The following is a 22,663-nucleotide window of genomic DNA, read 5'->3' as shown; positions in this document are numbered from 1 at the left end:
GTATTATCGGCTCTTTTCGATGCAAAAGCTGTTGCTTCTACATTAAACAAGTAAGGAGAATGTATTATGAATAACATCACTTTTAACAAATTAGACTTTTTAGGATTAGCTAGCGGCTCTCTTCTTCTTACTGCTTTTATTTACGCTGCTACGCTTGTATAACTTTGTGTCCCCTTTCCCCTTTATATAGAAAAAGACGACCGTCTATGCCCGGTCGTCTTTTTAATTTTTTCTTTCTTTCAACTCTTTTAAAAGCTGTATCAGCTCAGCTTGTTGTTTTATCTTTTTACGACCATTTCGATTAATTGCTGCAAGCTCACAGCCAACTCCGACGGCGAAGAAAAACAATAAACTTTCTAACATGTGAAATCCTCCATTTGCCTATTAAACAGCTTGACGTAATTGTTCTTCTTGTAAAACTCTCTTATTTATATTTTCTTCTTTTCTCTGGCAAACGTTATTGCGAATAAGTGCTGCAATAACAAGTACAGTCCCTATAATATCAAACATTGTGATTTGATACCCTTGCATCATCATAATAGCTAAAGTCGTAATTGGTACAAAATTAATAAATAAAATCCCATTAATGGATGATAAAATTTTCACACCGTAGTTCCAAGCAAGTAGCGCTACAATACCTGGCAATGTCATCATAAATAACAAATCATATTTCACAATAGAAATCGTTCCCATACTAGGAACTGAAACATATCCAAGCCACGTAATAATTACCGTTATAATTCCTGTAACAGTCGTACCGAATACACACGTCAACGTAGAATAACGTAATGTTGACCAATCACTACACGTTTGACCACCCATCGTATAAATAACCCAGCCTATAACACCAATAAATATAAATGCTAATGGGAACATATTATCTTTCAATGTTACAAAGAAACTCATGTCACCTTTTGTAATAACAAACACAGCTCCTACAAAAGCAATAACCATACTCGTTATCATATACTTCTTCGGTTTTATATGCTTATATCCCCATAAAATACAAATAGAAATCATCGGCATAAGTGCTTCCATAATGGAAGCTACCATTACACCCGACTTACCCATCAACATTTGCCCTAAAAATATGAGGACATTATATACTGTAAATGCCATCGTTCCAAAAAAGACGAGTAACTTTCCTCTTCCCTCTAAACGAAATGCCTGTTTTCCTTCTTTCACTAACAACAATACAATCAGCATTATCGCCACTGCTCCATAGCGAATAAGCGAAAAATAAAATGGATTTATGTATTCTAGCGCATGATCAGCAACTGGAAACATCGCTCCCCATGACATACTCGCAATTAAACACGCTACAGCCCCTATTATCATTTGACCTCTTCTCACCGCAATCCCCCGTTTCTTTCTATTTGCACAAAGAGAATTGTAAAAGAAAAAATATATCACGTAAAATGATTCAAAATGATGTTAACTATCATTTATAATGATAGTTAACATCAAGGGGGATTACAAAATGGAATTACGAGACTTACAAATCTTTAAAAGCGTTGCCGATCAGGGTAGTGTAAGTAGCGCAGCAAAGGAATTAAATTATGTACAATCAAATGTAACTACACGTATTAAACAACTAGAAAACGAATTAAAAACCCCACTCTTTTACCGCCATAAACGAGGAATGACTTTAACAGCTGAAGGAAGAAAAATGCTCGTTTATGTTAGTAAAATTTTGCAAGATGTCGACGAACTAAAACAAGTATTTTTAGATAGCGAAACACCCTCCGGTATATTGAAAATCGGTACAGTCGAAACAGTAAGTACACTGCCTACCATTTTATCTTCTTACTATAAAAGCTATCCAAATGTCGATTTATCATTACAAGCGGGTCTAACAGAAGAATTAATTAGAGAAGTACTTGATCATCAATTGGATGGCGCCTTTATATCAGGTCCTATTAAACATCCACTAATCGAACAATACGATGTTAGTACAGAGAAATTAATGCTTATAACACAAAATAAAGCCTTTCATATAGAAGAATTTACAACAACTCCTCTACTCGTTTTTAACCAAGGATGTGGATACCGCTCCAAACTAGAACGTTGGCTTAAAGATGAAGGTTTGCTACCAAAAAGAATTATGGAATTCAATATATTAGAGACAATATTAAACAGCGTTGCACTCGGCCTCGGAATTACACTCGTACCACAGTCTGCTGTCCATCATCTTTCTAAAGCAGGTAAGGTACATTGTCATGCAATCCCTGAAAAATACGGCAGTATTTCAACGGTTTTCATACGCCGTAAAGATAGCTATATGACGAATTCAATGCGTAGTTTTTTAAAAACAATTGAAGACCATCATCATATCAATATGCTGTGAAAGACATTCTTACATGAATGTCTTTTTTTCTTACAAAAGTGTAAGTCTTTCGTAAGCTAATTCGATAGTTGCAAGTAGCCATATTTCCTATAATTAAGACATAAGCAGGGCAACAACAATTCGAAAAGGAGCGGATACGCATGATGAACAATATGAAATCAAATAAATTTTTAAATACAATGGGCATGGTGCTATCCGCACTTGTCGATGCAAAAGCTGTTGCAACTACATTAAACAAATAAGGAGAGTTTATAATGAACAACATTACTTTCAACAAATCAGACTTTATCGGACTTGCAAGTGGAGCCACTCTTCTTACGGCTTTCATTTATACACTTGCTCAAGGTCTTGTTTAACACTTTGTTTCCCCAACCCCCTTTATATATAGAAAAAGCTGCTCGTCTTATAGACAAGCAGCTTTTTAGTTTGTTTCATATACAATTTGACCTGTTTTCGTAATATCATATCCGCCAATCGCATTTAATTCATTATGAAATTCTTCCGATTGCAGAATGTCTTTCACAACTTCAATCAACTCTTCATTTTCTTTATTCTTCAAAATTACTAAATCATACTGTTCTTTCATGATTGGAATAAAGTCCACATTTACAATTTGCGAAAACTTTTCTGAACCTACTCCTACATCAGCTTTTCCATTTGCAACTTGCGTGGCAACACCAAGATGATTCGATTCTTCCCATTCATATCCACTAATATCAGCTTTATTTAATTTTTGGATTCGTAATTGTTCATCGACTAACACTCTAATACCAGAACCCTTTTCTCGATTCACAAACTTTATAGTGGACCCGGATATGTCAGCCCATGCCTTTATTCTCTTCGGATTTCCTTTTCGGACATAAAATCCTACATTTCTGGACAATAAATTAATCATAATGCATGGCTGTCCTACTAAAATGCGTTTTACGTAAGGAACATTATATGTACCAGTTTCACCATCAAACAAATGCAAACTAACGATACTTCCTTCTCCTTGATACATTTTCACTAAACTCGTTAAGCTACCTTGATACGCCCTTAAAACATTAGAACTTGGCAAACGATTTTCTATACGTTTAGCTAACATATCTAACGTTAGTTCTTGACCACTAATAATACACGTGTTCAAGATACTACTACCATCGTTTTTTACAGGAGTAACTTGTACCTTTCCTGTTTTCATTTGTTTTATATATTGATCTAAATCTGTTGCATCAATGCGCATCTGTCTACCAACTCTATAAGAAGGAAGTTCTCCTTTTTTAATTAAGTCGTATACAGTTAATTTTGATACTTTTAATCGCTTTGCTACTTCTTCCGTTGTGTAGGAATGATGATCCATAGACGATTCCTCACTTTCTCCTTTCATTGTAACAAAGAAAAGAATATTTCTCCTATTTTTTAAAAATAGATATATGTTCAAATTACATTCAATTATAACTAGTTATATTTAGATATAATTAGTTATAATTAGATGTATCAAAACGAAAGGGGATTTTTTTATGAATAAATTTACATTACGTTCCATCGGGGCACTTATACTTTCTTTCCTTCTTATATTTAGTGCTGCTTGTACAAGTGGGGAAAAGCATACAAAGTCAGCTGCTAAAGAGGATAAAACAGTTGAACTGACTATCTCAGCTGCTGCAAGCTTACAAGATGCATTAAAAGAAATCGAAAAACAATATAAAGAAAAAGAGCCAAATATCAAACTTTCTTTTAACTTCGGTGCTTCTGGAGCACTTCAACAACAAATTGAACAAGGTGCACCTGCTGATTTATTCTTCTCTGCAGCAGAAGATAAATTCCAAACCCTTGTAAAAAAAGGATTCATTAGTGAAAAAGAAGGGAAAAATCTTCTTGGAAATGAACTAGTTCTAGTCATCCCTAAAGATAGTTCACTTACAAAATTTCAAGATTTAAAAGATGAGAAAATCAAAAAAATTGCACTTGGTACACCTGAATCTGTACCTGCTGGCAAATATGCAAAGGCTTCTCTAACACACGAAAACCTTTGGAATGATGTTCAAAATAAAGTCGTATTTACAAAAGATGTTCGCCAAGTGTTAACATATGTAGAAACAGGGAATGTCGATGCTGGCATCGTATACAAAACAGATGCTCTCATTTCGGATAAAGTAAAGATTGGTGAGACAGCAGCAGCTACTTCTCATGAGCCAATCCACTATCCTTTAGGTGTTATAAAGGAATCTAAACATAAGAAAGAGGCGACTTCATTTTATGAGTATTTGCAGTCAAAAGATGCACAATCTATCTTTAAGAAATATGGATTTACAGTTCTGTCGTAATTACTATGAGCATTGATGCTATTTTATCGCCTGTCTTTCTATCTTTAAGAGTAGCTGCGTGCGCCACTATTCTCGTTACAATTTTAGGGACAATTGTCGGGCGAGCACTAGCTCGCTCCTCATGGCGATATAAAGTACTATTAGAAACCATATTTTTATTACCAATGGTACTTCCACCAACTGTTATCGGCTTCTTTCTCATTATCATCTTTGGAAACAACAGCCCGATCGGAAAGTGGGTTGAATCATTATTTCAGCAGTCTATTATGTTCACATCTACTGCTGCGATTATCGCTTCTACAGTTGTTGCATTTCCGCTTATGTACCAATCAGCGAAAACGGGATTTTCTATCGCAAATGTACAAATTGAAGAAAGTGCTCGTGACCTTGGCGCAAGTGAATATCAAGTTTTTCTGCACGTTACACTTCCACTCGCATTTCCTGCCTTACTAAGCGGGATGATTTTGAGCTTTGTCCGCGCGCTCGGTGAGTTTGGTGCTACACTCATGTTTGCCGGGAACATTCCTGGTAAAACACAGACAATCCCAACTGCAATTTACATGGCTATTGATGCAAGTAATATGCAACTCGCCTGGACACTTGTAGTTATTACTATCGGTATGTCACTCGTATTTCTACTATGTATTCAACTTATTAATAAAAGAATCACTAACTCTTAAAGCAGCTTTTGTCGAAGCTGCTTCTTTATTTCTTAGGAAATAAAATATACCAATGGGAAATAACTGAATTTTACCTCTTATTTAAATATACATTTTATTTGAATTCACTTTCTAAAATAGGCAATTTCCTGTTATTATATGGAGGTGTTTCAAAAAATGAAGAAATGAAAACGCATTTATATTGTGAATTCTTCATCCTGTTTTAGCGATCGGTAATCTTCTACTCTATTAGTGGGGCATTACCGATCGTTAGAACGATATGTAACTATATTGGTATAGCAAACCGAAAGGAGTCTTGTAATGGACATTTTATTAGCGCTTCTTCCTGCAATTGCATGGGGAAACATCTTATTAGTAAGCGTAAAAATGGGCGGTGGTGCATATAGCCAAACGGTAGGTATGACAATCGGTGCTCTATTCTTCGCAACAATTATGTATGTATTTACTCAACCAGCTTTAACAATGACAATCTTAATTGTTGGTTTTATTTCAGGTTTATTCTGGGCTTTAGGACAAGTAAACCAATTAAAAACAGTTGAAAAACTAGGTGTTTCAACTACTGTAACGATTTCTACTGGTATGCAACTTGTTGCAACTTCTATCTTTGGGGTTATCGCTTTCCGTGAGTGGACTACTACTACAACGATCATTCTGGGAACGATTGCAATCCTATTAATTGTAGTTGGTGTTGTATTCACATCATTAGATGATAAAGAAAATGCTCAGCCACCTGGACAATTGAAAAAAGGACTTCTTACTTTAATTGTTTCTACTTTCGGCTATCTTGTATATGTAATTATTATTCGTTGGTATAATATTGATGGTTGGTCTGCTATTTTACCACAAGCAGTTGGTATGTTTGTTGGTGCGGTTGTACTGACGTCTAAACATAAACCATTTAACAAATATGCAATCCGTAATGCTTTGTCTGGTTTACTATGGGGAACTGGAAACTTATTCTTACTTCTTTCATTACCACGTGTTGGAGTAGCAACAAGCTTCCCATTATCTCAAACTGGAATCGTTATCTCAACATTTGGTGCGATTGTCTTCTTAGGTGAAAAGAAAACAAAACGTCAATTGATCTTTATTGCACTAGGTAGTGTTTTAATTATCGGCGGCGCTGTATTACTTGGTATGACAAAAGCATAATCTTATATTCTATTAGTAAACCCCTGAAGCATATATGCTTCAGGGGTTTTTCAATTCTAATTATTTTCTAGATATAATTATTTGTATGTTCTTGCCCCCTATAATTGCTCTTCCACTCTAGCAAACCAGCTACACATATAAAGAGATTAATAACAGTTAATATTAGCATGAATTTCCGCCTTCTCATTATCCATTCCATCTACGGTAAGTCTTTTCTTTTTACAACATTCTCTTAAAGATGATATCGTTTTTATAACATATCTCTACTAGAAAGGAATAAAGAATATGCTAACTAAACATCGAATTTTATTTATTGGTGCCGGTCGTATGGCAGAAGCTATATTTTCCGGATTACTTAAAACAAGCAAAGAGTACATCGAAGAAATTATCGTCTCTAATCGAAGCAACGTAGAAAAGCTAAAACAGTTACAACATCGATATAATGTGTCTACTGCAACAGATTGGAAACAGCATGTTACATCTGTTGATACGGTTGTTTTAGCAATGCCACCTTCTGCTCATGAAGAGTTATTAGCTGAGCTATCTCCGTTAATATCAAATCAACTAGTCGTAACAGTCGCAGCTGGCATTGGACCATCTTATTTAGAAGCTAGACTCCCAAAGGGCACGCCTGTTGCTTGGATTATGCCTAATACAGCTGCTGAAATTGGAAAATCTATCTCCTTATATACAATGGGACAATCAGTAAATGAGATGCATCAAGAAACCCTGCAACTGCTTTTAAAAGGTATTGGTACTTCGCAACTTTGTACTGAGGAAGAAGTTCATCAGCTTACTGCAGTTACTGGAAGTGCACCAGCCTTCCTTTATTACTTTGCTGAAAGCTTAATTGAAACAACAAAAAGTTATGGAGTCGATGAAGAAACCGCAAAACATCTTGTCATTCAAATGATTTCTGGCTCTGCTTCTATGCTCGAACAAACGCAAAATCCAGCTAACCTCCGCGAACAAGTAACAACGCCAGGTGGTTCCACAGCTGAGGGTCTCAAAACTTTATACGAATATAATTTTTCAGAGGCAATTCAAAAAGCAGTAGAAGCAACAAACAAAAAAGCTAGGGGGAAATAATATGATTTTAACAAGTTTAAAAGACTATACAACATTACATAACGGTGTAAAAATGCCTTGGTTTGGTTTAGGTGTTTTTAAAGTAGAAGATGGTTCAGAAGTAATTGATTCTGTAAAAGCAGCAATTAAAAATGGCTACCGCAGCATCGATACTGCAGCAATCTATCAAAATGAAGAAGGCGTTGGACAAGCGATTCGTGAATCCGGTGTTTCACGCGAAGAATTATTTATTACCTCAAAAGTATGGAATAGCGATCAAGGATATGAAACAACACTTCAAGCATTTGAAACTACATTAGAGAAATTAGGTCTAGAATATTTAGATTTATATTTAGTACATTGGCCTGTAAAAGGGAAATATACCGAATCATGGAAAGCATTAGAAAAACTTTATAAAGATGGCCGTGTTCGCGCTATCGGTGTGAGTAATTTCCACATTCACCACTTACAAGACGTATTTGAAATTGCTGAAATTAAGCCAATGGTCAACCAAGTGGAATACCACCCACGTTTAGCACAAGAAGAGTTACATGCATTCTGTAAAGAACATAATATTCAGCTTGAAGCTTGGTCACCATTAATGCAAGGACAACTACTAGATAATCCAACGTTACAAGAAATTGCGACAAAATATAATAAATCAACTGCGCAAATTATTTTACGCTGGGATTTACAAAACGAAGTTGTAACAATTCCCAAATCAATTAAAGAACATCGCATTATTGAAAATGCAAACATCTTCGACTTTGAATTAAGTGCTGATGATATGAAAGCAATTCAAGCTTTAAATGAAGATCGTCGCGTTGGTCCAGATCCAGATAACTTTAACTTCTAGTAGAAAAACCACTGTCCTATGCAGTGGTTTTTCTATTTAAGAAAACTGAAAATTTAAACTATATTTCATTTAGTTGACACTTCATTATTCAAGGTGTAAGATTTTGAATTATCAAAGAAACACAAAAATTAATAAAATTTATTCGTTTACTCATTGTATCAAGAGAGGTGGAGGGACTGGCCCTTTGAAACCTCGGCAACAGGTTCATTTTGAATACTGTGCCACTTCCTGCAAGCTTTATGCTTGAAAGATAGAATGAGGGACTTCGTTTATATACGGGTGCATAACTTGTACGTAAAAATCCCTCTTTCTCAATATGAAAAGAGGGATTTTTTATTTTTCATTTCCCTCATCATCATCCAAACTTAATTATTTAGGAGGAAAATCAAATGAAAAAGAAGTTTGTACCCGGTATTGCATCAGTTGTAGGAGTAAGTATTTTATTAACTGGTTGCGGTAGTTATAAAAACGAAGCAAGCGGAGCAAATGCAAAAGACGAGGCACCTAGTAAACAGGTTTTAAACTTATCTTCACCTACTGAAATACGAACAATGGATACGGCTCGTGCTACAGATACTGATTCTGGTCAAGTAATGAGAAACGTATTTGAAGGTTTGTATAATCTTGGTGAAGGTAACAAACCTGTTCCTGGTGTTGCAAAATCTCATGAAGTAAGTGGCGATAAAACGAAATACACATTCCATTTGCGAGATTCAAAATGGTCAAACGGCACTCCTGTTACAGCTAAAGATTTTGTGTTCGCTTGGCAAAGAGCCGTAGATCCAGCAACAGCCTCTGAATATGCATTTCTATTCTTTGATATTAAAAACGCAACAAAAATTAACAACAAAGAACTTCCAGCCGACCAACTTGGTGTAAAAGCAGTTGATGACCATACGTTTGAGGTAGAATTGGAGCGTCCTGTTCCGTATTTTATTAGCTTAACAGCGTTCCCAACATTTCTACCAATTAACGAGGAATTCTTTAAAGCACAAGGTGATAAGTACGCTTTAGAAGATAATACAATCTTGTACAACGGAGCTTTTACACTAAGCGATTGGAAGCACGAACAAAGCTTTAAATTCAAGAAAAACCCTACCTATTGGGATAAAGATACTGTCAAACTAGAAGAAATCAATTTTAACGTCGTAAAAGAAAAATCAACAGAAGTAAATTTATTCGAGTCAAAACAATTAGATCGTATAAAACTAACATCTGACTTCGTCGATAAATATAAAAAGGATGCTAACTTTAAAGAACGTCCAAACGTAGGCGTACAATTTTTACGTATGAATCAACAAAACAAAGTGCTTCAAAACGTTTCTGCACGCCAAGCAATTGATCAAACAATTGATAGAAAATCCTTTGTAAATACGTTATTAAATGATGGATCTACACCAACATTTGGTCTCGTTCCAAAAAACTTTGCAAAAGGAACTGAAGGAAAAGACTTCCGTACTGCAAATGGCGATTTAACAAAAGTTGATACAAAATCTGCACAAGAGTTATGGAAAAAAGCTAAACAAGAGCTTGGTTCTGAAAAGATAACATTAGAATTATTAACGAGTGATGCTGACCTTGATAAGAAAACTGGTGAATTCTTAAAAGGACAACTAGAAAATAATCTAGATGGATTAACAGTAAATATAAAACCGCAACCGCGTAAGCAACAAGTTTCGCTTTTATTAAAAGGTAACTACGAAATCGGAATTGATGGCTGGAGCCCTGACTTTGCGGATCCAATTACATTCCTTGAGCTATTTACAACGAATAACCCTTATAACTTAGATCATTACTCTAATAAGGAATTCGATGAAACAATAGCAAAAGTGAAAACAACTTTAGCTGGTGATGAAAAAGCTCGCTGGGAAGCATTACTAGCATCCGAGAAAATATTATTTAAAGACTCTGTTATCGCTCCTCTTTACCAAAAAGGCGAATCTTATTTAGAACGTTCTTATGTGAAAGGAATTGTGCAAGTAGACTTTGCAGGGCAATTAAACTTCAAGTGGGCAAAAATTGAAAAATAAAGTGAAACTTTAATAAGTGGGGGTTTCTTCATCCCCACTTATTATTAGCCCACACCAATTGTTTTTTTAGCAAAATATATTAAAAATAGGTTCTCTCACACATGAGAATCCGCTTTTTCAATATATTATTCTAAGAAATTAACAATCTATTTTTATTATTGACATATAGTTCTTTCCAGTGTTAATATTCTAAATAATCAAAGAAACGAAATATTTCACCATCAAAATATAATGTCTACTACGTTGAAACATATAACGATAGATTATAGATCAACATGTATATACATATAGAACACCTGATTACCTATAAACGCATATTTATAATAGGTTTTATCTCCTTCTATAGCTACTTCAAGACATGGACATTATGACGTTACGAACAACACATTTAGGGAGGAACGAACAATGAAGAAAAAAGTTATACCTGTTGTTGCATCTGTTTTAGGGGCAAGTCTATTACTAACTGCTTGCGGGGGAAATAAGGATAATGCAAGCGGAGCGAAAGCAAACGATAAAGCACCTGATAAACAGGCAATTAACTTATCATTCGCTTCAGAAATTCCAACAATGGATGTTGCAAAAGCAACGGATGGGGAATCCATGAACGTAATGCGCAATGTTTTTGAAGGGTTATATGCAATGGGAGAAGATAATAAACCGGTTCCTGGTGTCGCTGAGTCGGTTGACATTAGTCCCGATAAAACAAAATATACATTCCATCTGCGTGATTCAAAATGGTCAAACGGTACTCCTGTTACAGCAAAGGACTTTGCCTTCGCTTGGCAACGTGCCGTAAATCCTGATACAGCAGCTGAATACGCATTCTTATTCTTCGATATAAAGAATGCGAAACAAATAAACCAAAAACAATTGCCAATTGATCAACTAGGGGTCAAAGCTGTTGATGACAAAACGTTAGAAGTGCAACTAGACCGTCCTGTTCCCTACTTCTTAAGCTTAACGACATTCTCAACATTCTTACCAATTAATGAAGAGTACTTAAAATCTCAAGGTGATAAATATGGTTTGGAAACAAATCATTTAATTTACAACGGTGCTTTCACATTAGAGAACTGGAAACATGAACAAAGCTTCCAATTGAAGAAAAACCCTAACTATTGGGATGCTAAAACGGTAAAATTAGAAGAAATCAACTTCAATGTCGTTAAAGATAAGTCTACAGAAGTGAACTTATATGATTCAGGACAAATTGATCGTGTTGCTTTAACTGCAGAGTTTGTTGATAAATATAAGAGCGATCCAAACTTCAAGGAACGCGCTGAAGTCGGCATTCAATTCTTACGATTAAATCAAAAAAATGAAACATTAAAAAATCAACATGCACGCCTTGCTATTAACGGCGCAATGAATAAAAAAGCTTACGTAGAAACAATTTTAAATAACGGCGCTGTTCCAGCTGAAGGAATGGTTCCTGCGAAATTCGCAAAGAGCCCAGAAGGCAACGACTTCCGTAAAGAAAATGGAAATCTAGTCAAGGATGATGTGAAAACAGCGAAAGAAAACTGGAAAAAAGCAAAACAAGAACTTGGTACTGACAAAGTAACAATCGAACTATTAACAAGTGACAATGCTTTAGCTAAAAAGACTGGTGAATATTTAAAAGGTGAATTAGAAAAGAACTTAGACGGATTAACAGTGAATTTAAAACCACAACCACGTAAACAACAGCTAAAACTACTATTAAGTGGTGACTATGAAATTGGTATTGACGGCTGGGGCCCTGACTTCGCTGATCCAATTACATTCTTAGATCTATTTACAACAGATAGTGCTTATAACTTCGATAAATACTCTAACAAAGAGTACGATGAGCTAATTCATAAAGTGAAAACAGATTTAGCTGGCGATGAAAAAGCACGCTTTGAAGCAATGAAGCAAGCTGAAAAAATTCTATTACAAGACGGCGCTGTCGCTCCTTTATACCAACAAGGTCGTTCTTACTTACAACGCTCTTTCATTAAAGGACTTGTAACAACTGACTTCGGTGGTGAGTTTAACTACAAGTGGACAGAAGTTGCAAAGTAACAAAAGTAAAAGGTATCCCATGAAGGATACCTTTTTACTTTTATACAACTTTAACTACAGAGCTTCCTCTTCCCTTTGCCATTCCTTTTATAGCTAAAATCATACCTGCTACTAATTGTATAACCAATACAATAACTAATAATGAAATAATATTTCTTTCTAAACTAACTCCTCCAAATATTATTGTATAATAGCCATTTCCTGCATATATTGCAGGAAATAATTCACTGATTGTTTGGTATGTTTTAGAAAGCATTTCATGTGGTACAATTACACCCAAACTTACAAGTTGTAACGATAGTGAGATGATATTGAAAATCATACCTGCATCTCCAAAAACAGTTACAACCATTTGTGTTAATGAAAGAAAGGCGAAGAAGACTATTGTCAATAATCCTCTTTTCCTTCTTTTTGCATTGAACCAAAACTCATCATACATATAAACACAAACATCAAATATGTTCTCCACGTCAAAGAAGGTATATGCCCTGACCAAAGATAGCTAACTAAATAATTAACTCCCATAATACAAGACGATATTACTAAACTAATACTTATTAGTTTTACATATTTGAGCATATCTTTTCTCCTTGTTTTTTATTTTTCTACTTCTTCAAATTGTAGATTCACCGGCTCTTCTAAAAGTGTTTCATAAAAGTTCTCTGCCAAATCTGTTGAAGGAATTTTTTCATCTACTTCATCAAATCGAATACTATCTAGCCACACACAACCTTCTCCTGATAATAAAACACCAAATGCAATACCAAGTGCTTCTTCTTTTATATCTAATACAACCGAGTACGATTGCCAGTTATTCGTATTTTTAATGGGGCGATTTTGCATATTATCCATAGCGAGCGGTTCTGTATCTTTTCCATCTACTCGCATCCACAATCCTGCCCAATCTCTTACATTTTCACTCTTAATAAATGCTGTAAAACGTAATCTCTTTCCTACATATTTATCCGCTCGGAACATTTGCATTAATGTTGAAAATCCTCCGTGCGTAACATTCTCTTTTGCTTTTATGTATGCAGATACTTTCCCCTGATGGACAACTTCATAATCTAAACCCATCTCATATTCAGCAGGATGACTTCCACTTAAGATCCATCCTTTCGGTATACCTTTTTGCATTGAAACACCCTCTCTTTCTATATAAAATGACTGAAAGTACTTTCGATATTTCTTTGGTGGCAATTGAAACATTCTTTTAAAAGCTCTCGTAAATGCCTCTTGTGAGGAAAAACCGTATTGCACTGCAATATCAATAACAGCTCTCTCCGTTGACACTAAAACTTGCGCAGCATGAGTTAACCTTCTCTTTCGAATATAATCTGTTACACTCATCCCAACATATCTTTGAAAGATGCGATGAAAATGGTACATCGATACTGCACTGTGAGATGCCACTCTTTCTGTTGTAAGCTCCTCATGTAAGTGATTCTCTATATATTCAATTGATTTTTTTATTATCTCTTTATATTCTTCATGCATTTTAGCCCCTCCTCACAACTTCAATTTACCATATACATACAAATCTTTTTTGATTTAAATTGCGGATTAGCCCTTGCAACTACAGAATAATAATTTATTTTCAACACATACATAATTACATGTTTTTGGGAAAAACTTGTATAGAACGAATTTACATAAGGAGGAATTTATAATGAGAATTCTACTATCAGTTTTATTAGCTCTTATGCTAGTACCTGCATTAACAGGATGTAAAGCTCCTGCAAAAGAAGACACAACTTCTAATAAAAAGACGACTGAAGAAGCAAAAAATGAGGCTCCTGCAGATTTAAAACTAAACTTCAATGAATTCGATTTAAAGGCAGACTACCAAGATACAAAGAAAGACTACGAAGCAGACTATAAAAATGTAGCAGCTGATAAGAAAATGGAAGCAAAAATTGAAGATCATAAAGCAGATGTAAAATTAACAGGAGACGAGGCTATCACAAAATTAAGCCCACTCTTACAAGAATTAAAATTTGATAAAAATACTGCTGACCAAGAAGTAATCGATCAAGTAGTGAACGTGTTCAAACTTGATAAAGACTATCAAAAATTTGATTTAGAAGTTGTCTTCTCTGATGGAACGAAAAAAGAATACAAAAGAGAAATAAAATAAAGAAGTAGGCGGTTGCCTACTTCTTTATTTTTTAATTTTTGCGTATCTTAATTCTGGACTAGAACCAATAATGAATTGGACACCAGATACTGATGATTTTTGTAAATATGAGGCACTTGGGAAAATAATTGGGATTAATGGTGAATCTGTAAACATAATATCTTCCGCTTTATGTAATAATTCAAAGCGCTTATCCTCTTTTTGTTCAACTTTTGCTTCTTTTATTAAAGCGTCAAATTCTTTATTATGCCACTTTGCATAGTTATTCGGACCATCACCTGCATATAAATCTAGTTTAGTAATTGGATCTAATAAAGAGCCGCCCCATCCCATATAAGCTAATTGGAAATCACTTTGCTTGTATGTGTCGATGTAACTCTTCCACTCTTTATTTTCTAATTTAATATCTACGCCAAGATTTTTCTTAAACATTTCTTGCATTGCTTCTGCTACTTTTTTATGTTGTGTATCTGTAGTGAATTTTAATGTTACTTCAGGTAATGTAGACCAGCCTTGTTCTTTCATGCCTTCTTCTAATAACTTTTTCGCTTCTGCTGGATCAAATTTAACGTAATCACCTTTTTCTTTACGGAAATCACGGCCACTTTGTGTTTTTGCTCCTTCTGGAACGAATGCATATGCTTCTTGCGCATTATTTTTATACAATTTTTCAACGATAAATTTACGATCAACCGCTAATGAAAATGCTTTACGTACCTTCGCATTTGTAAACGGCTCTTTTTCTACGTTAAACGAATAAATATACGAAGAGAAACCTGCAACACGCTTATATTCTTTATTTCCTTTTTCTTTTTCGATCATCTCTTGTGGTAAACCACTTAGTAAATCTAATTCTTTGGATTTAAATAATTGATACGCTGTTTTAGAGTCTGGAATAATACGAAACTCAATTTCTTTTAGAGTTACCTTTTTATCATAGAATTCTTTATTTTTTTGTACTGTAATAGCCTGGTTATGCTTCCACTCTTTTAACGTGAATGGCCCATTCGTAATTAACTCTTTTGGATCTGTTTTTAATTTATTATTATCATCAATCGACTTTTTAGCTAATGGAATAAATAGTGAGCTTGCTAGTTTTTGTTTAATAGAAGCAACTGGGTGTTCAAGGGTTACCTTTAATGTTTGAGGATCAACAACTTGAATACCAACTTGCCCCTCTTCACCTTTCCCAGTATTATACGCCTCTGCCCCTTTAATAAAATACATTTCTGTCGCATTCATAGAACCCGTTTTTGGATTTAATAATCGCTTCCATGCAAATTCAAAATCATTTGCTGTAATAGGCGAACCATCTGACCATTTAATATCTTTCTTCAAATGAATTGTATATTCAGTTCCATCAGCATTTACTTCTTCTTTCTCCGCTAATTCATTTTGATATTTCCCATCACTATCTTGCGTATATAAACTTGAAAACAACTGCCCAATTATATAACCTGACGTGCTATCTGTTGCAATAGCAGAATCAAGTGTATATGGATCACTACTAATATTCGTTACTAATCGATCGCCTTCTCCCTTACCAGCACTCGCCTTTGGCGTTTCTTTCTTACCGCAAGCAACAGAAGTAATTGCTAAAACAGTCATAATGACAAACAGTAAAAACTTCTTCATCCTACATTCTCCTTTAACCTGAAATTTTTGGTGTTGATGCTAATAATGTTTTTGTATAAGAATGTTGTGGATTACGGAATACTTCGTCCGTATTTCCAAATTCAACAAGTTCTCCTTTGTATAAGACAGCTACTTTTTCACATAAATAGTGAACCATCGGTAAATCGTGAGCGATGAATAAATATGTATAACCTTGTTCTTTTTGGATTTTTTGCAGCAGATGTACAATTTGAATTTGCAATGAAACGTCTAATGCTGAAATTGGTTCATCAAGAATCAATACTTCTGGCTCACACAATAACGCTCTTGCAATAGCGATACGTTGACGTTGTCCTCCGCTAAATTCATGCGGATATCGATCAATATATCTTCTATCTAATCCAACACGCTCCAGGGCATCACCCGCTACTTTATCCTTCAATCCTTTATCACCTAAACCGAATGAAATATAACCCTCCGTTACGCTATCGCGTATTTTCCAGCGCGGATTTAATGCAGCTGTAGAATCTTGAAAAATGAACTGTACTTTCTGTAAAAAATCTCGCTTATGAGCTGACTTCAGCATGTGAACAACTTGACCGTTATAATCAATTTCACCAAACGTTGGACTCTCAATCCCTGCTATGAGCTTTCCAAGTGTTGTTTTTCCTGAACCACTTTCACCAATAATGCCAAGTGTTGTTCCTTTCGGGATAGAAAGTGATATATCTTTTAACGCTGTGATTTCTTTACTTTTACTTCCATATGTTTTCGTTACTTGCTTTACAGTAATTAAATCTGTCGTCATGAGGCATTCACCTTCTCTTTTGATTTCGCTTTATTATGCTCCAGAACATGCTGCCAGCAATGTGAACTATGCTCCTTAGAATACGTTGTTCTCTCTGGGAAACGATGAATACATTCTTTTATGGCTACTGGACAACGATTTACAAAAGGACAACCAAAGCTATTTAATGTTTCAATGGAAGGTGTCGTTCCTTCTATAGCACGTAATACCTTTTCGGAAACATCCATATTCGGAATTGCTTGTAATAAGCTTTTCGTATATGGATGTTTAGGAGAACCTATTACCTCCTGTATCGTTCCTTTTTCAACAACACGTCCCCCGTACATAACAACTACTCGATCAGCTACCTCACGTACAAGTGCCAAATCATGTGTAATTAATAAAATACTCGTATTTTGTTTTTCTTTTCTTTCTTTTAATAGCCCCATAATTTGTTTCTGAATCGTTACATCTAACGCTGTTGTCGGCTCGTCTGCAATTACAAGCTTTGGATGACAAGCAAACGCAATTGCTAAACAAATACGCTGCCTCATCCCCCCGCTTAATTGATGTGGGTACTGTTCAAAGCGTTTCTCTGCTTCATGTATCCCTAAATCTGTTAACAAGTTAATCGCAATTCCCTTTGCCGCTCTTTTCGACTTTTTCCCATGTTGCAAAATTACTTCTGTAATTTGTTTGCCTACCTTCATCGTTGGGTTTAAAGATGAAAGCGGATCTTGAAATATAAAGGAAATATCTTTTCCGCGAATTTGATTCCATTCTGATTCTTGTAAATTCGTTAATTCCTTTGATTGGAAAGATACATTTCCATCATTGATATGAATTAATTCTTGATTCAAGCCGATAATGGATTGTGCTGTAACACTTTTTCCTGAACCACTTTCTCCTACAAGTGCAACTATTTCACCTTCGTTAATAGAAAAGGAAACATGTTTCACAATTGCTTGCTTACTATTCTCTTTTTCAACGGCTAACGTTACGTTTTCTAAAGATAAGATTTGTCCCATGTTTTTTCTCCTTTCGATTCCGTTTGACGATTTTTGGATCAATTGCATCTTGCAAACCATCACCAATTGCATTAAATGCGAACATAATGAGTGCAATCATGATTGCTGGGAAAAATAGCTGCCACCATTCTCCGCTCAATAATGTCCCGAGTGCATCATTCGTCATCGTCCCCCAACTTGCCGCTGGTGATTGTACCCCAAGTCCTATAAAGCTTAAAAATGATTCTGAAAAAATAGCTGCTGGAATTGTAAATGATAAATTGACGATAATAATCCCTGTTAAATTCGGAATTAAATGCCCATATATAATTTTCATATGTGATGTACCTAATCGCTCTGCTGCAATAACAAACTCTCGTTGTTTTAAAGACAATACTTGTGCTCGAATGAGACGAGCCATTCCAATCCATCCCGTTAATGCAAGGGCGATAATAATGGTGAAAAGACCTGGTTTCATAACAATTAATAGTAAAATAACAATTAATAAATATGGGATGCCGTATAATACTTCAATTCCTCTTATAATCCACTCATCAATTAACGTTCCAAGGCGATTACGCCCTCTCACATATCCACTAAATCCACCAATCAGTACACCGAGCCCTATATCGAGGGCAGCTGCTACTAATCCAACTGTTAGTGAAATCTTCCCACCAGCCCAAGTACGTGCCCAAATATCTCTCCCTAGATCATCTGTTCCAAACCAATGTTCACTACTCGGCGGTAAATTTGTTGCCTCTTTTACTTGTTCACTCGCAGTAAATGAAGTTAAACTTTCGCCAATAAGCGAGAAAACAATAATTAGCAATAACGTCACTGTTCCTAAAACTGCGATTGGATTCGATATAAACTTACGAAACACTTCTTTCTTTCTGCTAATCGTTTGCTGATTTTTATTTATCGTTAATTCTTTTTTCTCTTCATTTGTTAATAACTGGTCATTAATTTCATAAGCCCCCATCTAAACATCCCCCTCCTTACGTAATAGAACGAATACGTGGATCAACAATACGGTGAATAATATCTGTAATGAAAATACAAGTAATTAATAATGCACTATAGAAAATTGTTGTTCCCATAATCACCGGATAGTCTCGGTTAAAAATACTATCTACAAAATATTTTCCTAGGCCAGGAATTGAAAAGATTTTTTCAATAACGAAAGTCCCCGTTAAGAGTCCAGCCATTAACGGTCCAACAAATGTAAGTACTGGAACAATCGTATTTCGAAGAGCGTGTCTTATAATAATCTTCTTAATTGGTATGCCTTTTGCTCTTGCTAACTTAATATAATCACTCTGCAGTACTTCGATCATATTAGAACGAACAAACCTTGTAATCACTGCGATTGGCCCTAACGCTAACGCAAAGGATGGCAATACTGTATGTTCGAATGTTCCCCAAGAGGCTACTGGTAAAAGCTCGAATTGAATAGCGAATACTTGTATAAATAGTGGTGCTAAAATAAAACTTGGAATAGAAATACCTAGAATTGCGAGCAAACTCACACTATAGTCAATTACTTTCCCATGATATAGAGCAGCAAATGTACCTGCAGCAATTCCGACTAACAACGAAATAACAAGTGCTTGTAGACCAATAATTGCTGATGGACCAAAGCCAGTTGTTATAATTTCTGATACACCTTGCCCGGTTGATTGAACAGATTCACCAAAATCAAAATGAACTACACCGTCTAAATAAGCCACATATTGATTCCACAACGGTTCATCAAGGTGATACTTCGCTCTCATGTTTTGGATCACTTCTTCAGGAAAGATTTTTGCATCTGATGAAAATGGATCCCCCGGAATAATATGCATAATTAGAAATGTCACCGTCGTAATAACCCATAGCGTGAACACCATAACTGATAATTTTTTAATTACATACACTTCAATAACCCCCTAAACACATATATTTACTTAGTTTTATGAACGTACTTTTTCCATTACTCCCTTTTCTCTTTTTAGAATACAAAAAGCCTTGATCTTAAAAAATAAGATCAAGGCTTAATAAACAAAGGCCCATCACTTATCTTTCAAGACTTGCTTGCTGGAATTAGCACGGTGTTCCTACTACAGAACCCGCTGCTGAGGTGTCATAGGGCCAGTCCCTCTACCTCTCTGGATAAGTAAATTGCTATATTATTATTTGGTTCAAATTGTATATTTCGAATTATAATTCTGAAAAAATGAAAAGTCAATCAAATTGGGTATATTTAGAAAAATCAGTTTTTAATCCATTTATCGAAATTACATTTTTCAGCTTATAATAAAAAGAAATGATGTTAAAGGAGTTATAAGATGGACCCCTTACTTCTTGCTACTATAGGATTACCCTTAACAATCGTTATACTTGTCATCATCGGCTTCTATAAACTCTTTATTAAAAAGAAACGTATTACTTTTTTTATACTCCTTTCGATAATATTACCGGGCAAACTATTTCCGAATTTCACGAAGAGCAGAAGGTATTAGTATCCGAGGATGAAGATGAAGATGAAGACGGAGATGGTAATAAGAAAAAATAACCTTGCACAGGCAAGGTTATTTTTTCGTTTCTGCTTGAAAACGTTTATAGTATGTCGATGCTGTTGCAAAATTAATTTCTATATCACGAATCAACGATGAATCTTCTTCTTTAGCTAACTTCTGTAATTTTTTCATCGCTTGTTCCGATTCATTCAAGAAACCAACATATACTTCATGTTCTTGCTCTTTCGACTTCGGAACACGAATTTCTTTACGTATATGATCAATATCTTCTAACATGCTCGTTGTTACCTTTTGCACATCTTCTTTATATGTAGCAGTCGTTATTTCCTTACCGCCCTTTTCTTTTGCTACTTCAAATAACTGCAGTGCTTTATTAATTTCTTTATTCATTTTCATATCGTATTTTTCATGTACTGCACGGTATTCTTTCATCTCTTCTGTTTGTTCTGTAGATTGCTCTACCTTTTCTTTCGGTTCTTTCGTATCTTTATTTCCATTACATCCTGCTAGAAGGAGCATTCCTCCCATTACGGCAATACCCAAAACCTTCTTCATCTCTTCTTCTCCTTTTATCTACAACTATTACTCATTATAGTTTCTTTTATCTCCACTTGTTATTATACCGAGAACATCCTACTTTTTACACTTAAGACGACACCGTAATATATATACCAACATGTTTGTCACAGTATCGTCACTTTATACAAATAACTTTTGCAATGCTTTACTACATCACCTTACAAAACTGTATGAGGTATTTCAAAGAAATGAAAAAAGAACTGATTCAAACATTCCCTTTGAATCAGTTCTTTTTTGTTAAGCCTCTAGATTTTGTTTTTGCTGCAGTTCAAACTGTTTCTCACTTCTTCTGGCCATAAATAGATAACATAACACTGCTCCTACTTCACAAAGCGCAATAACAATACCCATCGGTAATGCTGTATTACTTCCACCAATACCTACTAGCGGAGCAACAAGAGCTCCTGAAATAAACTGTAATAAACCTAATAAAGCTGATGCTGTTCCTGCAGCTTGTTTCTGATTTCTCATCGCTAATGAGAACCCAGTTGTTGATACAACCCCGACACTTGATACGACAAGGAATAACGAACATAAAACACCAATTAAACCTATTCCTAGTACGATTGTCAGTAGTAAAGATAGGCCACCAACAGCTGCGATAATAATACCCGCAACAAATAATGTCTTCTCATTCACTTTCCCCGCTAAACGACCCGTTACCTGACTAGCAATAATAATACCGATGCCATTAATCGCAAAGAATAAACTAAATTGCTGTGGTGATGCTCCGTATATGTTCTGCAACACAAATGGTGAGCCCGAAATGTATGCAAACATTGCCGCTGTTACTAATCCTTGTGACAATGCATATCCCATAAACAGACGGTCCTTTAACAATTTTCCGTACGTCGCCAAAGTCCCTGACAAACCACCCGTTTCTCTTTCTTCAGGAGGTAATGTTTCACGCAATACAAAAGTAGCTGAGATTAACATGAATACGCTAATTGCTCCAAGAACGATGAAAACACCGCGCCACGTTGTAAACTGTAACAATTGACCCCCAATAATCGGTGCCAAAATAGGTGCTGCTCCGTTTACTAACATAAGCAGTGAGAAAAACTTCGTCATTTCAGAACCTGAGTACATATCTCTTACCATCGCACGTGATATAACAATCCCGGCTGATCCTGAAGCTCCTTGTAGGAAGCGCAATAATACTAATGTCCAAATAGATGGCGCAACAGCACAAAGTAAAGAAGAAGCAACATAAATAATAAGAGCAATAATAAGTGGTTTGCGTCTTCCGTAAATATCACTAATTGAGCCAACAAATAATTGCCCTACTGACAACCCAAGCAAACAAGCTGTTAATGTAAGCTGCGCTAGGGATGCACCTGTTTGCAAGTCATCCGTTAACTTCGGTAATGAAGGCAAATACATATCAATAGATAATGGCCCAATCGCCGTAAGTGTCCCTAATACAAGAATCATCCACAACCTGTTTGCCTTTACAGGTTTATATATTTCGTGATTAACTTCATTCACTTTTTCAATTCACCCTTTCCTATACACACTGAATCGTAACAATT

Annotated in this window: 24 protein-coding genes, 1 pseudogene and 2 riboswitches; of the genes and pseudogenes, 12 read left to right on the top strand and 13 right to left on the bottom strand. The window is 35.4% G+C overall.

From position 1 onward, the window contains the following. Positions 1-66 precede the first annotated feature (66 nt). Entirely contained in the window at positions 67-162 is a 96-nt protein-coding gene (locus QO049_RS21175) for a DUF3948 family protein (protein WP_001060007.1), read from the top strand. Positions 163-222: 60 nt separating this feature from the next. On the opposite strand, the gene QO049_RS21170 is transcribed toward QO049_RS21175, so the two are convergent. Then, entirely contained in the window at positions 223-363 is a 141-nt protein-coding gene (locus tag QO049_RS21170; RefSeq protein WP_061140073.1) for a YrzO family protein, read from the bottom strand. Between the two features lie 21 nt (positions 364-384). Beyond that, positions 385-1,353: a DMT family transporter gene (locus tag QO049_RS21165; RefSeq protein ID WP_246961759.1), complete on the bottom strand. Its 969-nt coding sequence runs from the start codon at positions 1,351-1,353 to the stop codon at positions 385-387. 127 nt (positions 1,354-1,480) lie between these two features. Between QO049_RS21165 and QO049_RS21160 the strand changes: the two genes are divergently transcribed. Continuing rightward, entirely contained in the window at positions 1,481-2,347 is an 867-nt protein-coding gene (locus QO049_RS21160) for a LysR family transcriptional regulator (RefSeq protein ID WP_000423040.1), read from the top strand. 254 nt (positions 2,348-2,601) lie between these two features. After that, complete coding sequence (locus QO049_RS21155; protein WP_001060018.1) at positions 2,602-2,703, top strand: DUF3948 family protein; 102 nt, start codon at positions 2,602-2,604, stop codon at positions 2,701-2,703. A gap of 65 nt (positions 2,704-2,768) precedes the next feature. On the opposite strand, the gene QO049_RS21150 is transcribed toward QO049_RS21155, so the two are convergent. Further along, entirely contained in the window at positions 2,769-3,689 is a 921-nt protein-coding gene (locus tag QO049_RS21150; protein WP_001987638.1) for a substrate-binding domain-containing protein, read from the bottom strand. A gap of 160 nt (positions 3,690-3,849) precedes the next feature. On the opposite strand from QO049_RS21150, the gene modA reads away from it, so the two are divergent. The 7 genes from modA (at position 3,850) to QO049_RS21115 (ending at position 12,488) form a co-directional block, all read left to right on the top strand. Continuing rightward, positions 3,850-4,656: a molybdate ABC transporter substrate-binding protein gene (gene modA / locus QO049_RS21145; protein WP_001032229.1), complete on the top strand. Its 807-nt coding sequence runs from the start codon at positions 3,850-3,852 to the stop codon at positions 4,654-4,656. A gap of 5 nt (positions 4,657-4,661) precedes the next feature. Beyond that, on the top strand, positions 4,662-5,336 hold the full coding sequence (gene modB / locus QO049_RS21140; RefSeq protein WP_000020526.1) for a molybdate ABC transporter permease subunit: 675 nt from the start codon (positions 4,662-4,664) through the stop codon (positions 5,334-5,336). Positions 5,337-5,636: 300 nt separating this feature from the next. Further along, entirely contained in the window at positions 5,637-6,488 is an 852-nt protein-coding gene (locus QO049_RS21135; protein ID WP_000353544.1) for a GRP family sugar transporter, read from the top strand. Positions 6,489-6,773: 285 nt separating this feature from the next. Continuing rightward, the gene (gene proC / locus QO049_RS21130) at positions 6,774-7,577 is read left to right on the top strand and encodes a pyrroline-5-carboxylate reductase (RefSeq protein WP_000956278.1); all 804 of its coding nucleotides are present in this window, start codon (positions 6,774-6,776) and stop codon (positions 7,575-7,577) included. A 1-nt stretch (position 7,578) separates the two neighbouring features. Then, a complete protein-coding gene (locus tag QO049_RS21125) occupies positions 7,579-8,412 on the top strand; it encodes an aldo/keto reductase (RefSeq protein WP_000604196.1) in 834 nt (277 codons plus the stop codon). 152 nt (positions 8,413-8,564) lie between these two features. Next, positions 8,565-8,669, top strand: a riboswitch (SAM riboswitch). 132 nt (positions 8,670-8,801) lie between these two features. Next, positions 8,802-10,442 (top strand): peptide ABC transporter substrate-binding protein, encoded by a 1,641-nt coding sequence (locus tag QO049_RS21120; RefSeq protein WP_246961748.1) that lies wholly within the window; start codon positions 8,802-8,804, stop codon positions 10,440-10,442. Positions 10,443-10,847: 405 nt separating this feature from the next. Continuing rightward, positions 10,848-12,488: a peptide ABC transporter substrate-binding protein gene (locus tag QO049_RS21115; protein WP_000730942.1), complete on the top strand. Its 1,641-nt coding sequence runs from the start codon at positions 10,848-10,850 to the stop codon at positions 12,486-12,488. Positions 12,489-12,528: 40 nt separating this feature from the next. On the opposite strand, the gene QO049_RS21110 is transcribed toward QO049_RS21115, so the two are convergent. The 3 genes from QO049_RS21110 to QO049_RS21100 are packed head-to-tail and all read right to left on the bottom strand — an operon-like array spanning position 12,529 to position 13,985. Next, positions 12,529-12,879 (bottom strand): ABC-2 transporter permease, encoded by a 351-nt coding sequence (locus QO049_RS21110; protein WP_000156942.1) that lies wholly within the window; start codon positions 12,877-12,879, stop codon positions 12,529-12,531. After that, positions 12,876-13,067, bottom strand: a complete 192-nt coding sequence (locus QO049_RS21105; RefSeq protein ID WP_000922552.1) for a hypothetical protein — start codon at positions 13,065-13,067, stop codon at positions 12,876-12,878. The genes QO049_RS21110 and QO049_RS21105 overlap by 4 nt, the downstream gene beginning before the upstream one ends. 18 nt (positions 13,068-13,085) lie before the next feature. After that, positions 13,086-13,985 (bottom strand): helix-turn-helix transcriptional regulator, encoded by a 900-nt coding sequence (locus QO049_RS21100; RefSeq protein WP_000544203.1) that lies wholly within the window; start codon positions 13,983-13,985, stop codon positions 13,086-13,088. Positions 13,986-14,157: 172 nt separating this feature from the next. Between QO049_RS21100 and QO049_RS21095 the strand changes: the two genes are divergently transcribed. Further along, positions 14,158-14,625, top strand: coding sequence for a YusW family protein (locus QO049_RS21095; RefSeq protein ID WP_001221553.1), 468 nt, complete (start codon positions 14,158-14,160; stop codon positions 14,623-14,625). Positions 14,626-14,649: 24 nt separating this feature from the next. On the opposite strand, the gene QO049_RS21090 is transcribed toward QO049_RS21095, so the two are convergent. From QO049_RS21090 to QO049_RS21070, 5 genes are read right to left on the bottom strand one after another with little or no spacing between them, the layout of a single operon-like run. Further along, the gene (locus QO049_RS21090) at positions 14,650-16,260 is read right to left on the bottom strand and encodes a peptide ABC transporter substrate-binding protein (RefSeq protein WP_284489438.1); all 1,611 of its coding nucleotides are present in this window, start codon (positions 16,258-16,260) and stop codon (positions 14,650-14,652) included. Between the two features lie 13 nt (positions 16,261-16,273). Beyond that, complete coding sequence (locus tag QO049_RS21085) at positions 16,274-17,047, bottom strand: ABC transporter ATP-binding protein (protein ID WP_000205679.1); 774 nt, start codon at positions 17,045-17,047, stop codon at positions 16,274-16,276. Beyond that, positions 17,044-18,054: an ABC transporter ATP-binding protein gene (locus tag QO049_RS21080; RefSeq protein WP_246961746.1), complete on the bottom strand. Its 1,011-nt coding sequence runs from the start codon at positions 18,052-18,054 to the stop codon at positions 17,044-17,046. Before QO049_RS21080 ends, QO049_RS21085 begins: the two co-directional genes overlap by 4 nt. Beyond that, positions 18,011-19,015: an ABC transporter permease gene (locus QO049_RS21075; protein ID WP_000501529.1), complete on the bottom strand. Its 1,005-nt coding sequence runs from the start codon at positions 19,013-19,015 to the stop codon at positions 18,011-18,013. Before QO049_RS21075 ends, QO049_RS21080 begins: the two co-directional genes overlap by 44 nt. Positions 19,016-19,031: 16 nt before the next feature. Then, positions 19,032-19,949, bottom strand: coding sequence for an ABC transporter permease (locus tag QO049_RS21070; RefSeq protein ID WP_246961744.1), 918 nt, complete (start codon positions 19,947-19,949; stop codon positions 19,032-19,034). Positions 19,950-20,085: 136 nt separating this feature from the next. Then, positions 20,086-20,191: riboswitch (SAM riboswitch) on the bottom strand. A 169-nt stretch (positions 20,192-20,360) separates the two neighbouring features. On the opposite strand from QO049_RS21070, the pseudogene QO049_RS21065 reads away from it, so the two are divergent. Then, positions 20,361-20,587: pseudogene (locus QO049_RS21065) on the top strand (DUF3951 domain-containing protein). Between the two features lie 16 nt (positions 20,588-20,603). On the opposite strand, the gene QO049_RS21060 reads toward QO049_RS21065, so the two are convergent. Both QO049_RS21060 and QO049_RS21055 read right to left on the bottom strand, forming a co-directional pair. After that, positions 20,604-21,107 (bottom strand): hypothetical protein, encoded by a 504-nt coding sequence (locus QO049_RS21060; RefSeq protein WP_000756517.1) that lies wholly within the window; start codon positions 21,105-21,107, stop codon positions 20,604-20,606. Positions 21,108-21,368: 261 nt separating this feature from the next. Continuing rightward, positions 21,369-22,628, bottom strand: a complete 1,260-nt coding sequence (locus tag QO049_RS21055) for a multidrug effflux MFS transporter (RefSeq protein WP_223153447.1) — start codon at positions 22,626-22,628, stop codon at positions 21,369-21,371. Between the last annotated feature and the right edge of the window lie 35 nt (positions 22,629-22,663).

Source organism: Bacillus sp. RB3, assembly GCF_030164735.1.
Classification (GTDB): domain Bacteria; phylum Bacillota; class Bacilli; order Bacillales; family Bacillaceae_G; genus Bacillus_A; species Bacillus_A cereus.
This window is presented reverse-complemented; position numbering and strand designations above follow the sequence as displayed.